At 68.0% G+C, this 13,101-nt stretch carries 8 protein-coding genes; 5 read left to right on the top strand and 3 right to left on the bottom strand.

Annotation, left to right across the window (positions count from 1 at the left end; genetic code table 11):
- Positions 1 to 37: 37 nt before the first annotated feature.
- From FCK90_RS12025 to FCK90_RS12010, 4 genes are all read left to right on the top strand, one after another.
- Entirely contained in the window at positions 38 to 1,267 is a 1,230-nt protein-coding gene (locus tag FCK90_RS12025; RefSeq protein WP_158034538.1) for a sugar ABC transporter substrate-binding protein, read from the top strand.
- Positions 1,267 to 2,886 carry an ABC transporter permease subunit gene (locus tag FCK90_RS12020; protein ID WP_158034537.1) on the top strand — a complete coding sequence of 540 codons (1,620 nt, stop codon included), beginning with the start codon at positions 1,267 to 1,269 and terminating at the stop codon, positions 2,884 to 2,886. The genes FCK90_RS12025 and FCK90_RS12020 overlap by 1 nt, the downstream gene beginning before the upstream one ends.
- Before the next feature lies 1 nt (position 2,887).
- The gene (locus FCK90_RS12015; RefSeq protein WP_343029898.1) at positions 2,888 to 3,922 is read left to right on the top strand and encodes a sugar ABC transporter permease; all 1,035 of its coding nucleotides are present in this window, start codon (positions 2,888 to 2,890) and stop codon (positions 3,920 to 3,922) included.
- A 164-nt stretch (positions 3,923 to 4,086) separates the two neighbouring features.
- Positions 4,087 to 6,513: a glycoside hydrolase family 31 protein gene (locus tag FCK90_RS12010; protein ID WP_246180273.1), complete on the top strand. Its 2,427-nt coding sequence runs from the start codon at positions 4,087 to 4,089 to the stop codon at positions 6,511 to 6,513.
- A gap of 80 nt (positions 6,514 to 6,593) precedes the next feature.
- On the opposite strand, the gene FCK90_RS12005 is transcribed toward FCK90_RS12010, so the two are convergent.
- The gene (locus tag FCK90_RS12005; protein WP_158034535.1) at positions 6,594 to 7,328 is read right to left on the bottom strand and encodes an IclR family transcriptional regulator; all 735 of its coding nucleotides are present in this window, start codon (positions 7,326 to 7,328) and stop codon (positions 6,594 to 6,596) included.
- A gap of 136 nt (positions 7,329 to 7,464) precedes the next feature.
- Here FCK90_RS12005 and FCK90_RS12000 point away from each other — a divergent pair, with 136 nt between their 5' ends.
- A complete protein-coding gene (locus tag FCK90_RS12000; protein WP_158034534.1) occupies positions 7,465 to 10,086 on the top strand; it encodes a GcvT family protein in 2,622 nt (873 codons plus the stop codon).
- Positions 10,087 to 10,162: 76 nt separating this feature from the next.
- Here the strand turns inward: FCK90_RS12000 and FCK90_RS11995 are convergent, their stop codons facing one another.
- Both FCK90_RS11995 and FCK90_RS11990 read right to left on the bottom strand, forming a co-directional pair.
- A complete protein-coding gene (locus FCK90_RS11995; RefSeq protein WP_158034533.1) occupies positions 10,163 to 11,563 on the bottom strand; it encodes a flavin reductase family protein in 1,401 nt (466 codons plus the stop codon).
- Positions 11,560 to 12,864: an aromatic ring-hydroxylating oxygenase subunit alpha gene (locus FCK90_RS11990; protein ID WP_158034532.1), complete on the bottom strand. Its 1,305-nt coding sequence runs from the start codon at positions 12,862 to 12,864 to the stop codon at positions 11,560 to 11,562. The genes FCK90_RS11995 and FCK90_RS11990 overlap by 4 nt, the downstream gene beginning before the upstream one ends.
- Positions 12,865 to 13,101: the final 237 nt, after the last annotated feature.

The raw sequence follows: 13,101 nt of genomic DNA, 5'->3' as shown, positions 1-13,101 counted from the left end.
CTGACCTGACGACGAACGACCATGAGGAACCCCCACTGTGAAACACATTCAACGGGCAGTCATAGCCGTGGGAGCCGCGCTCCTGCTCGCCGGGTGCTCATCGGCGCAGACAGGCGGTGTGACCGGCCTGGCCGGTGGCCCCGGCAGCATCTCGATCCAGGCGGGGCCGGATGAGATGCCGGCGCTGGAGGAGATCGCAGAGGTCTTCACCGACGAGACCGGCGTGACCGTGAACTTCATCCAGCGCGAGGTCACCGCGCAGACCACGTCCAACTTCATCTCCCAGGCGCCCACGGGGCAGGCCCCGGACATCATCGTGGGGCCGCACGACAATCTGGGGCAGCTGGCCTCCAACGGCGTCGTCGCTCCCGTGGAACTGGGCGATCGTTCCGAGGACTTCACCGAGAACGCGCGTAACGCCGTGATGTACGACGGAGTGAGCTACGGCGTGCCGTACGCCGTCGAGAACGTGGCGCTGATCCGCAACAACGAGCTCACCACCGCCGAGCCCGCGACGTTCGACGAGCTGAGGGCAGAGGGGCACCGGCTCATGGAGGAGCAGGGCATCCAGTATCCCTTCACCGTGAGCCAGTCGCCGGAGTCCGGCGACCCCTATCACCTGTACGCCTTGCAGACCTCCTTCGGAGCCGAGGTCTTCGAGCGGACCGACGACGGCGAGTACACCGGAGAGCTCGCCATGGGAGGCGAGAACGGTCACGCCTTCGCTCAGTATCTGCAAGACCTCGGGCAGAGCGGGGATCTGAGGACCTCGATGAGCCCCGACATCGCCAAGGAGTCCTTCCTCAACGGCCAATCCGCCTTCCACATGGCCGGACCCTGGGAGCTGACCGACATCGAGGCGGCCGGCATGGACGTGAGCGTCCTACCCGTGCCTCCGGCAGGCGAGGAAGAGGCTCGTCCGTTCGTGGGGGTCCAGGCCTTCAACGTCAACGCCTATGCGCAGAACCCGGTGGCCGCTCAGGACTTCGCCACCAACTACCTCACGCGCCCGGAGGCGCAGACGGCGATGTACGAGGCGACGGGGCGGCCCCCTGCCAGCACGGTCGCGGTCGACCGCATGCAGGGCGATCCGCTGCGCTCCGCCTACGCCGAACTCGCCGAGGCAGGTCTGCCCATGCCGGCCATTCCCGAGATGGGCGCGGTGTGGAACTTCTGGGGCACCACGGAGAACGCCATCGTGGACGGCCGTGGAGACCCGGTGCAGCTGTGGGACCGCATGATCGACAACATCGAGGGGCAGATCTGATGAGCACGAGCACCACATCCCGGGACGGGACCTCCAACCGCGGGGAAACCGGTCTCGGCGAGCCCCTCGAGCTCCGTCACTCCCACGCCCGGGGGTTCGGCCTGGGCTTCGTGGTCAAGTTGATCCTCATGGCCGGTATCAACGCCTTCGGGCTCTTCGGCATCCTGGCCGCCTGGGCCGCGGGGTCGTGGGGCATCCTGGCATTCCTGGTCATCGCGCTGATCGTCGCCGACCTCGTCTACTTCCTGCCGGGCAAGAGGATCCTGCCCGCCAAGTACCTCTTCCCCGGCTTGATCTTCCTTCTCGTCTTCCAGATCTTCGTGCTGCTCTACACGGCGACCACCGCCTTCACGAACTACGGCGACGGCCACAACTCCACCAAGGAAGCGGCCATCTCGCAGCTCACCAACACGTATGAGCAGCGCATCGAGGGATCCGAGGCCTATCCGATCACGGTGCTCTCGGGCGATGACGGGCTCGCGCTGGCCACGGTAGAGGGCGACCAGGTGCTCGTGGGCACCGCCGATCAGGCGCTCGCACCGCTCGAGGGCGCACGAGCCTCCGACGGCCGCGTGGTGGAGGCTCCCGGTTTCGAGACGCTCGACTATGCGGGGACCGTGGCCGCCGCTACCGAGCTGTCCGAGCTGCGGGTGCCCGTGAGCGGGCAGGAGGCAGAAGGGGTGCTGCGCACCGACGACGGCCGCACCGCCTACGCGTACGACTCCACGCTCGTCTACGACGAGAACGCCGATGCCATGGTCGCCGACGACGGCACCGTCTACGCGAACAATGGAGAAGGCGCGTTCGCCGGGCCCGACGGCGAGGAACTGCGGCCGGGCTGGCAGATCTTCGTGGGGCTGGACAACTTCGGCGCGATCTTCGACCCCGGCACCCTGGGAGGGCCGTTCGTCTCCGTCACCCTGTGGACCTTCGCCTTCGCGATCCTGTCGGTGGCCCTGACCTTCCTCCTGGGGCTGCTGCTGGCGATCCTGTTCAACGACGAGAAGCTGAAGTTCCGGAACTTCTATCGCGCCATCATCTTCCTGCCCTACGCCTTCCCGGGGTTCCTGTCCATCCTCATCTGGGCTGGTCTGCTGAACACGGACTACGGCTTCATCAACGACGTCCTGCTGGGCGGTGCTGCGGTCCCCTGGCTCGAGAATCCGTGGCTGGCGAGACTGTCCCTGCTGCTGGTCAATCTCTGGCTGGGCTTCCCGTACATGTTCCTGGTGACCACGGGCGCCCTTCAGGCCATCCCGAAGGAGATCTACGAGTCCGCGGAGATGGATGGAGCGGGTGCCGTGCGCAAGTTCCGATCGATCACGCTGCCGTTGCTCATGGTGGCCGTGGGGCCGCTGCTCATCGCGTCCTTCGCCATGAACTTCAACAACTTCAACGTGATCTACCTGCTCACCGGTGGCGGCCCCCAGAACCTGGAGTCCACGACCGGGGTCGGTGCTACGGACATCCTCATCTCGTTCGTCTACAAGATCGCATTCGCCGGGGGAACCAACGACTACGGCCTGGCCTCGGCGTTGTCCATCCTCATCTTCATCATGGTGGCCGTCATCTCCGCCCTGACGTTCCGCCGCAGCAAGGCCCTGGAGGAGATCAACTGATATGACCAGTCCCACAACGCCCCCGACCGGCGACGGCTCCGGTCCCGAGGGATCGGATCGCGCTCCCTGGGCCGCGGCCACTCCTGCTCCGGCCACCGGCACCTCGAACACGGCGCAGCCCCCTGGCTCGCTCGAAGCGGAGGGGGCCAGGGTACCGGCGCCGAGACGCCGGCCCCGGGCCGGCGCGGGCCGTCGTTTCGCCCGCGGAGGGTTCAAACACCCCGCAGCGATCGCGGCGTGCATCTTCGCTCTCTTCCCGCTGGTCTATGCCTTCTCGGCCTCGTTGTCGGCCTCGGGATCCCTGCTCGGCTCCAACCGGCTGTTCTCGGAGATCACCGGCGCCAACTACACCGAACTGCTGACGGACCCGCAGAATCCCTATCTGACGTGGTTCGCGAACTCCATGTTCGTCTCCGTCACCACGGCTGTGGGCACCGTCCTCATGGGGGCGGCGGCAGCGTACGCCTTTTCGCGCTTCCGCTTCCGTGCCCGGAAGGGCGGGCTGCTGGCTCTCCTGATCATCCAGATGTTCCCGCAGCTGCTGGCCTTCGTGGCGATCTTCCTGCTGTTGTTCGCGGTCTCGGAGGTCTACCCCTTCCTGGGGCTGAACTCCCGGCTGGGACTGGTGGCCGTCTACCTGGGCGGGGCGCTGGGAGCCAACACTTTCCTGATGTACGGCTTCTTCAACACCATCCCCCGGGACCTGGACGAAGCGGCGGAGATCGACGGCGCCTCGCACGCCCAGATCTACTGGACCATGATCCTGCCGCTGGTGACCCCCATCCTCGTGGTGGTCGGGATGCTCTCGTTCATCTCGTCCTTCTCGGACTTCCTGCTGGCCCAGATCGTGCTGCAGGAGCCCAGCCAGTACACGCTGGCCGTGGGTCTGTACCAGTTCGTCGCCGTGCAGTTCGGCGAGAACTGGGGCGTGTTCTCAGCGGGGGCGGTCCTGGCAGCGGTCCCGGTCGTCGCCCTGTTCCTGTTCCTCCAGCGTTATATCGTCTCCGGGCTCACCGGCGGTGCAGTCAAGGGCTGAGGCCATGTATCGCGGGGACCCCATGATCGGGGTCCCCGCGAGGGTTCTGCAGCGCCGATACCCGGGTGGGTGGAGGCGCCGTCGTCGTCATGATTCCGGTGCGTCGCCGGTCTCCCCTACCCTCATCCGAGTCCGCAGTACAGGCCACAGCAAAGGACATCACCGTGCCGAACCCCGCCACGACCCCGGCCGAACCCCTCGAGGTGGACCAGAGCGCCCTCGTGGAAGGACCGGGGTATCGCATCACGGTGCTCACCAGCAGATTGCTGCGGCTGGAGTTCCAGGAGGACGGTGTCTTCACCGATGCCCCCACCCAGCTCGTCCGGCGACGCCGGTTCCCGGTCCCCGAGTTCACCGTGACGCACACGGAAGAGGGCCTCGACCTGTGGACCGAGGATCTCCACCTCCGCTACGACAGGAAGCCGTTCAGCCCCGCCGGCCTGTCCGTCAGCATGCGGCGCCGGGCCCAGGGCTCCCACCGCACCACCTGGCACTACGGCGACCCCGCCTACGGGCCTCATGGCCGGGGCAACCTCGGAGGAACCGCTCGTACCCTCGACGACGTCGACGGAGCGGTGGACCTCGAACCCGGCCTGCTCTCCGAGAACGGGTATGCCGTGGTGGATGACTCGCACTCCCTGCTGCTGGCCCCGGACGGCTGGGTCTCCCGTCGTCCGGCCCCGGGGGAGGACCTGTACTTCTTCGGCTACGGCAGGGACTACACGGCTGCCTTGAAGGACTATTTCGCGCTGACCGGCCCCAGCCCACTGCTGCCCCGATGGGCACTGGGCAACTGGTGGAGCCGCTACCACCGGTATTCCGCCGACGACTACCTGGCGCTCATGGACCGGTTCCGCGAGGCCGGCATCCCGTTCTCCGTGGCGGTCCTGGACATGGACTGGCACCTGGTCGACATCGACCCAGCGCTGGGGTCCGGATGGACGGGCTACACCTGGAACACCGAACTCTTCCCGGACCCCGCCGCCTTCCTCCGGGAGCTGCACGAGCGAGGCCTGAGAGTCACCCTGAACGTGCACCCCGCCGACGGCGTGCGCTCCCACGAAGCCGCCTACGCCGACGTCGCCCGGGACCTGGGGCTGGATCCCGAGACCGGTCTGGGAGTCCCTTTCGACATCACATCCAGGGCCTTCGTGGACGCCTATTTCAAGCACCTGCATCATCCTCACGAAGACATCGGAGTGGACTTCTGGTGGCTGGACTGGCAGTCAGGCAGCAATACCCGGGTGCCGGGGCTGGATCCGCTGTGGATGCTCAACCATGTGCACTATCGGGATTCCGCTCGCAAGGGCCGCCGCCCGCTGACCTTCTCCCGCTACGCGGGGCTGGGCAGCCACCGATACCCCATCGGTTTCTCCGGCGACGCCGTCACCTCCTGGGCATCCCTGGACTTCCAGCCGTACTTCACGGCTACCGCCGCCAACGCCGGATACTTCTGGTGGAGCCATGACATCGGCGGGCACCTCGGCGGCATCAAGGACAACGAGCTTGCCGCCCGCTGGTACCAGCTGGGGGTCTTCTCGCCCATCAACCGGCTGCATTCCTCCAGCAGCCCGTTCAACTCCAAGGAGCCGTGGCGCTTCGGAAGCGAAGCGCAGCGGGTCATGACCCGTTATCTGAGACTCCGCCACCGGCTCGTGCCCTACCTCTACTCCGCGATGTGGCGGTCTCATACCGAGGGCAAAGCCCCGGTCCAGCCCATGTACCACCGGCACCCGCGGTCCGCGGAAGCCTACGAGGTCCCGAACCAGTACATGTTCGGGCCGGATCTCCTGGTGGCACCCATCACCACCCCCGCCGACCGCAGCACCCACCACGCCCGGACATCCGCCTGGCTGCCCCAGGGGACCTGGTACGACTTCTTCGACGGGCGCCGTTACGACGGCGGACGCGTCCTGAACCTGCACCGGGACCTGGAGGCCATGCCCGTCCTCGCCGCTGCCGGATCGATCATCCCCCTGGCTTCCGAGTCCTCGGCCGATGCCGGAGAGGTGCCCGGGTCCCTCCTGCTCAAGGTGTTCCCCGGGGCGGATGGAGCGTGCACGCTCGTGGAGGACGACGGAAGCGATGCGCCCGAGCGCCAGGAGACGGTGTTCTCCCTGCGATGGGCTCAGGGTGAGTCCGAGGCCGCTCCGGCCAGCGCCGTCCTCACGGTCGCGCCGCCCGCGGGCCCCGGGGTCCTCACCCGGCGAGCCCTCGCCCTCGACATCATGGGAGCCGAGGAGATAGCCCAGGCGTCCTCGACCGGGGCGGAGGGCGACGAGAGCCATCCGGTCATCACGGCGGGGGAGACGTCGGTCCGCGTAGACCTCGGGGACCTCGACCTGTCCGCGGGGCTGGAACTACGCCTCGATGGCGTCCGTCTGCGCACCGGCGATCAGCATGAACGCATCTTCCGGATCCTCGACCAGGCCGAGATCGAGTACGACCTCAAGAGCAGGGTCATGGACCTCGTGACGGGACTCGACGAGCTGGCGCTTCTCTCAGCACTCCACACTCTGGACCTGCCGGGAAACCTCCAGGGCGTTCTCGTCGAGGTCGTCACCGCGACCACCACTCCGCGCAGGGGGTAGCCCGACCAGCAGACGGGCAGAGTTCCTGCCGGGGGCGTGCCACCCTGCTCGCCCGGCGTGGTCCTCCGAGCCGGCCCGGCCTATACCCACCGGCTGGAGCCGGCCGCGAACTCCCGCAGCCGGTGCGCGACATCTGAGAACCGGTCAGGCTGCAGGCTGTGCGCCGGGCCGGTGACCGTCAGCGCCGCCTCGACGGCGCCGTCGGGTAGTCGCAGGGGCACGGCCACCGCCGTGATGTGCTGTTCCCATTCCTCATCCGAGCCCGCCCAGCCCCGCTCCCGGACGCGCTCCAGCTCGGCTGCGAGTGCCTGCGGGTCGGTGATCGTGCGATCGGTGTGCGGTTCGAGCGTGGAGTGCATGGCCGCCTCGGCGGCCCGGGGGTGGTGGGCGAGCAGCATCTTCCCGGAGCTCGTCGCATGTCCGGGCGTCCGCAGGCCGACGTAGTGCCGGGGGGCGAGGAGGCCCGGCCCCATCGCCTGAGACACGTTGACGGCGTAGATCTCGTCGAGGACCGCCACGTTCGCGGTGAGTCCCAGCTCGGCGGACACGTCGTCGCAGAGCTTCTGCGCGATCTGCGACAGGTCCATCCGGCTCGTCACGGCGCTCGCAAGCCTCACCAGGCCGAAGCCGAGCCTGTAACTGCCTGTCAAGGCGTCCTTCTCGACGAGCCCGTGCTCCGCCAGGGAGGACAGGATGCGCGAAGCCGTCGACTTGTGAACCCCCAGCTGAGCGGCGATGGAGTTCACGCTCGTACCCCCCTTGGCCGCGAGAGCCTCCAGCACCTCGACCGTACGATCCACGGACTGCACTCCCATGGAAGACCCCCGCCCTCTCTGCCTCGGACTCTCGGACTGCGTCGAACTCTTGACCTGACACCTCTGGCCACGGTTGAATAGTTGCACTATATGCGTGAGTTGCATATTACGCAACAAATCTCCCCGGAGGAGCATCATGCCCCACGTCACTCCCACAGATCTCTCGGCCCCCGTCGTCGTGATCGGCGCAGGCATCGTGGGGACGGCCCTCGCGGACGAATTCGTCGCCCGGGGTGCCCGCAACGTCACGGTCATCGACCAGGGTCCGCTGTACAAGACTGGCGGCTCGTCCTCGCACGCACCGGGATTCGTCTTCCAGACCAGCGGGTCGCGCACCATGTGCCAGCTCGCGCAGCGCACCCTGAACAAACTCGACGGGCTGGAGCTCGACGGGAAGCCGCTCGTGAACAGGGTCGGAGGCCTGGAGCTGGCCAGCACGCAAGGACAGCTCCAGGAGCTGCAGCGGCGCTACGGCTTCGCGCGCGCCTGGGGGGTTCCCGCCGAGCTGCTGGATGCGGAGCAGACGGTGCGGCTCTGGCCGGGACTCGACGTCACCCAGATCCTCGGCTCCCTCCACACCCCCACTGACGGCGTCGTGTTCTCCGCCCGGGCCGTCGAGTACCAGGCCAGACGCGCCGAAGCGGGCGGAGCGGAGTTCCTGGGCCTGACGCGGGCCGTCGACGTGGAAGCCGAGGACGGCCGGGTGACCGGCGTCGTCGTCGAGGATGCGACCACGGGAGAGGGGCGGCGCACGATCCCAGCCGAGGTCGTGATAGCCGCCGGGGGCATCTGGGGCCACCCCCTGGGGTCGTTCGGGGGACTCCGCCTGCCGATGCACCCGATGGAGCACGGGTTCGCGTGGACGGCCCCCGTTCCCGAGCTGTCCGGCCGGAACATGGACGGCGAACCCCTGGCGGAGGACGAACCCGGCCGTCCTGTCGTCCGCCACCAGGGTTCGGGACTCTACTTCCGGGAGTTCGGGAACAGGATCGGGATCGGCGCCTATGAGCACGGCCCTTTGCCGGTGAGGCCCGAAGATCTCACCGACACCGCCCATCTGCTCGATTCAGGGGAGGAGCCCGCCAAGCGGGGTTTCTCGCTCGAGGACTTCGAGTACTGCCGCTCCGAAGTCGCCCGCGTCCTGCCCGCCATCGAGCACCTCCCGCTGCAGGACCCGTTCAACGGCGTGTTCTCCTTCACCCCGGACGGAGGCCCGATGCTCGGCCCCTCCCCGGAGCTGAAGGGGTTCTGGGCGGCGCAGGCGATCTGGGTGACGCAGTCGGCCGGATGCGCCGAAGTGGTCGCGCGGTGGATTCTCGACGGCGATCCCGGGATGGACACCCACGGACTCGACCTCAACCGGTTCGATCCCGCGATGCTCAGCGACGAGTGGATCCGCGGTCGGGCCTCGGAGAACTACGACGAGGTCTACGATGTCCACTTCTCCCACCAGGCCACGACGATCACCCGCGGGCTGAAGACCAGCCCCTTCCACACGCGCATCCAGGACGCCGGCGGCGTCTTCACCGAGGCCAACGGCTGGGAACGCCCGCTATGGCATGAGAAGAACGCCGCCCTGTTCAGCGACCCGCAGTTCAGGTCGCGCCCTGCGAAGGCCTTCGGCGCAGCCGCCGGGGCGAGCAGCGCCCTCCACGACCCAGCAGCCGACGCGGACCCGGATGCGCCGGTTCCCGTCGCGGTGCCCCGGCGCGACGCCTGGGATCAGGTGAACTGGTCCCCCATCGCCGCCGCCGAAGCGTGGGCGACCCGCAACCGCGTTGCGGTCTACGACATGACATCGCTGACGCGCTACCGGGTCCGGGGAGCCGGGGCGACCGAGTGGCTGGAATCGCTCAACAGCAACAAGATCGGCAAGTCGGTCGGTGCGGTCACCTACTCCCTGATGCTCGACGGGAAAGGCGGCATTCTCTCCGACGTCACGGTCACCAGGCTCGCCGGCGAAGAGTACATGATCGGCGCCAACGGCCCTCTGGACCTGGACCGCCTCACGAGCCTGCTGCCCGCCTCCGGCACCGTCACCCTCGACGACATCACCACCAGCACGTGCTGCATCGGACTGTGGGGCCCCCGCGCCCGGGACGTCCTCGCACCGCTCACCGAGGGGGACATCAGCCATGAGGGACTGACGTACTTCCGCTCCGCGCGCATCCGCGTGGCCGGGGTCCCCGTACTGGCCCTTCGCGTGAGCTACGTGGGGGAGCTGGGATGGGAGCTCTACACCCAGGCGGCCCATGGGCTGCGGCTCTGGGATCAGATCATGGCGGCCGGCGCCGAGCACGGCATCGTCCCGGCGGGGCGGGCCGCTTTCAGCAGTCTCCGGCTCGAGAAGGGATACCGCGCATGGGGCTCGGACATGACCCGGGAGGACACCCCGCAGGACGCGGGTCTCGCCTTCGCCGTGCGTCCGGAGAAGGAGGGCGGCTTCATCGGCCGTGACGCCCTGAACGCGCAGCCTTCACGCGGACGCCGGCTCGTCGCCTTCGGCATGCGCCTGGACTCGGGGCGCCCGGAGAGCGGCTCCCCGGTTCTCGCCCGGGGTGACGACGCCGTGGCGGGCTGGGTGACGAGCGCCGACTTCGGCTATGTCACGGGACAGATCATCGGGCTGGCCTGGGTGCCGGCCGGCCTCTCGGATCCGGGAACGCCCCTGGGGATCATGCGATTCGGGCGCGTGCTTGACGCCGAGGTCCTCGCCGAGCCGGTCTACGATCCCGGCATGGGCCGCATCCGCCGGTGACCGCGGGATGGGGTCGGGGCCGGGAGCACCCGGCCCCGACCTGTTCCTCAGCTTCTCCGATCGCCTGCCGGGCGGCTCAGGCGTCGATGACCAGATCCGTGGTCGGCGTGGAGCAGCACGGGAGGAACTTGCCGGCGTCGATCTCCCGGGCGCGGATGCCTCCCTGATGGTGCATCTCCACCTCGCCCTCCAGTTTGACCGTCTTGCATGAGCCGCACATGCCGTCCTGGCAGTTCGAGCCGATCCGGATTCCTGCGCTCTTGGCGGCCTCGAGGATCCGCTCGTCCCGATCGATCCTGACGTTGAGACGACTGCGCACGAACGTCATGGTCAGGCTGCCCTCGCCCACGGTGGCGAAAGCCCCGGGTTCCTCGGGGGTGCGGTTCCGTCGCCCGCCCTCCGCCACCTCCAGTGCGCGCTCGCCGACCACCGGCACCGGCGTCTCCTCCTCGCGCTCCGGCGCCTCCGTCTCGAGCGGATCGCCCAGGCCATCGGAGTCGTACGCGGGGCCGTAGACGTCCACGGGTGCTGCTTGCCGGTGGAGTTCCTCGGCCGAGGCCGCCGCTGCCTCCTCGGCGAGCGCGACCTCTTCCTCGTATTCGAGGAGGGTGGTTCGGCCCCCGGTGAAGTACTCCACGTGGATGGAGGTGTCGTCCACGCCGACTTCGCGCAGCAGTTCCACCGCGACGTCGAGGTAGCCTTCCGGACCGCACGCGTACACCTGGCGCCCGTTCGCGTCCGGGGCCACTTCGTCGATCATCGCCGAGGTGAGCCGGCCGACCATGCCCTCCCAGGTGCCGCTGACGCTCCGGTCGCCCAGGGAGTAGTAGATCCTGATGCGCCAGTCCACCGAGGCGAGGTACTCGAGTTCCCGGGAGAACGCGAACGCCCCGGGCCTGGCCCCGTGGTAGAGCACGACGACGTCGGCACTGCCCGGCAAGGAATGGATGGTCCGGATCATCGACATGATCGGGGTGATCCCGGAACCCGCGGCCAGGAACAGGTAGCGGGCCCTGCGGTCCGCGTCGGGCAGATGGAACGCCCCGACGGGACCGAGCATGTCCAGGATGGTGCCCGGCCGCACGTTCTCGTGCACCCAGGGGGAGACCAGCCCGGCGGCGTCGCGTTTGAGGGTGATGGCGAAGGTCCAGGGCGCCGTGGGGGCGGTGGAGATGGAGTAGCTCCGGTCCACCGGCTCCTCGTGGGGACCATGGACCGGGAACGCGATGTTCAGGTACTGCCCGGACCGGAAGGCCAGCGGGGCTCCGTCCAGGCGGCGGAACACCAGGGTCAGCATGTCCCCGGCCTCGGGCACCGCCTCCACGCATTCGGCCTGGAACTCCTGGGGATGCCACGGCCCCAGCGCCTTGGCGGCACCGGCGGGCTCGGCGCTGTTCTGCAGAACCCGGTTCCACGGCATCTCCAGGCCGCGGATGTGCAGGTTCGTCGGCAGCGGCGCGAAGGTGCTCACCGTCATGCCAGATGCTCCTTCATGCGCTCCACGTACCAGCTGATGAAGGCCTCGACCTGGTACTCGCTCTTCATGTACGGACCGGGTTCGTAAGCGGGGCTGGCGGCGCCGCGCTGGCAGAGCTCCACGAAGTTCTTGTCCTGGAGGTTGGTCTGCTTCCAGGTATGGGTGAGCTTCTCGAGGTCGTAGTCGACGCCCTCGATCGCGTCGTCCGCGACCAGCCACGTGGTGCGTACCAGGGTCTGGCGCTCGTTGACCGGGAATGCCGAGAAGGTGATCACATGGTCGGCCAGGAAATGGAACCAGCTGTTCGGCTGCAGGTGCATGGAACAGCGTCCGAGCCGGAAGTCCCTCAGATCGCCGAGCAGCTTCTTGGAGAGCCGCCGGCCGGTCGCGGAGAACGACTCTCCCGCGCCGTCCAGGGGCTCGCGGGAGATCCGGATCCCCGCCACGCGGGTGTCGAGCTCTTCGACCACCTCGAAGGGAAGGCCATAGCGATCGCACCGGGTGCGCAGCGCCTCCTCGGCCGAGAGGTTCCGCTGCCACACATCGGCGAGGTGAGTGGGCACGGTCTCGTCGGTGAGCCCCCAGGTTGGGAACAGGGAGCACGCGAGTTCCGGGTGACCGTCGCAGTGGTAGCACTCGCGGTTGTTCTCCATGACGAGCTTCCAGTTGCCCTCCTCGACCAGCTCCTGCTGGTAGGCCACCTTGACCTTGCCCAGGTCATGAGGCGCGAGGTAGGGCTCGAAGATCTGCGCGACCTCGTCGAAGTCCTCGGGGGGCTCCTCGGCCAGGCAGACGAAGACCAGACCGGCGACCACACGGCTGTGAGCGCGCTTGAGCCCGAAGCATCCCTTGTCGAAGCCGGCCTCACCGGGTGCCGAGGCGTGGATGAGGGCGCCCTCCGGGGAGTAGGTCCAGGAGTGGTATCCGCAGACGAGGTTGCCCGTGGTGCCCGTTGGTTCGGTCAGCACGCGGGCGCCGCGGTGACGGCAGACGTTGTGCAGGGCGTTCACCCCGCCGTCGTCGTTGCGCAGGAGGATGAGTGCGTACGGGCCGTAGTCGACCGTGAGGTAGTCCCCGGGTTCGGGGATCTCGGCGATGCTTCCGGCGAATACCCAGTGCTGGCCGAAGATCCCTTCCATGTCGGCGGCGAAGATCCCCGGATCGGTGTAGAACGGGGACTCGAGCGAATAACCGGCCCGGCGTTCGGCGAATGCGGTGCTGATCTCGCGGAGCCGTTCAGGCCCGATCGCCGAGGTCAGACGGTTTCGTGAGATCGGGCGCGGCTTCACGGGGTGGCTCATGTGCTGATCTCCGATGCTTGGTCTGCTCATGGGCACAGGGGGAGAGACTCCGTGGCCGGACTCCGACGAGGAGTGACACCCGGGCCGACAGCCGGCCGGTATCCCCTCGCCCCCTTGACATTCCCCGATCGTAGGAAGCCTCGATCCGTGCAACAAGCGCAATATCCGCGTGAATACCGTGCAGGTTTTCCGCACGGTGGATAAGGCGGATATCGCCCAAAACAGAATCTTTTCAAT

The sequence above is a fragment of the Kocuria coralli genome (assembly GCF_008831305.1).
Lineage (GTDB): Bacteria > Actinomycetota > Actinomycetes > Actinomycetales > Micrococcaceae > Kocuria > Kocuria coralli.
The sequence above is the reverse complement of the archived record's forward strand: the minus strand, read 5'-3'. Positions and strand labels throughout refer to the sequence as shown.

Bases quoted from the DNA above. Each gene is read 5' to 3' on its own strand.
- FCK90_RS12000 (WP_158034534.1), top strand. From the start codon at position 7,465: ATGCCCCACGTCACTCCCACAGATCTCTCGGCCCCCGTCGTCGTGATC.
- FCK90_RS12015 (WP_343029898.1), top strand. From the start codon at position 2,888: ATGACCAGTCCCACAACGCCCCCGACCGGCGACGGCTCCGGTCCCGAG.
- FCK90_RS12020 (WP_158034537.1), top strand. From the start codon at position 1,267: ATGAGCACGAGCACCACATCCCGGGACGGGACCTCCAACCGCGGGGAA.
- FCK90_RS12005 (WP_158034535.1), bottom strand. From the start codon at position 7,328: ATGGGAGTGCAGTCCGTGGATCGTACGGTCGAGGTGCTGGAGGCTCTC.
- FCK90_RS11990 (WP_158034532.1), bottom strand. From the start codon at position 12,864: ATGAGCCACCCCGTGAAGCCGCGCCCGATCTCACGAAACCGTCTGACC.
- FCK90_RS11995 (WP_158034533.1), bottom strand. From the start codon at position 11,563: ATGACGGTGAGCACCTTCGCGCCGCTGCCGACGAACCTGCACATCCGC.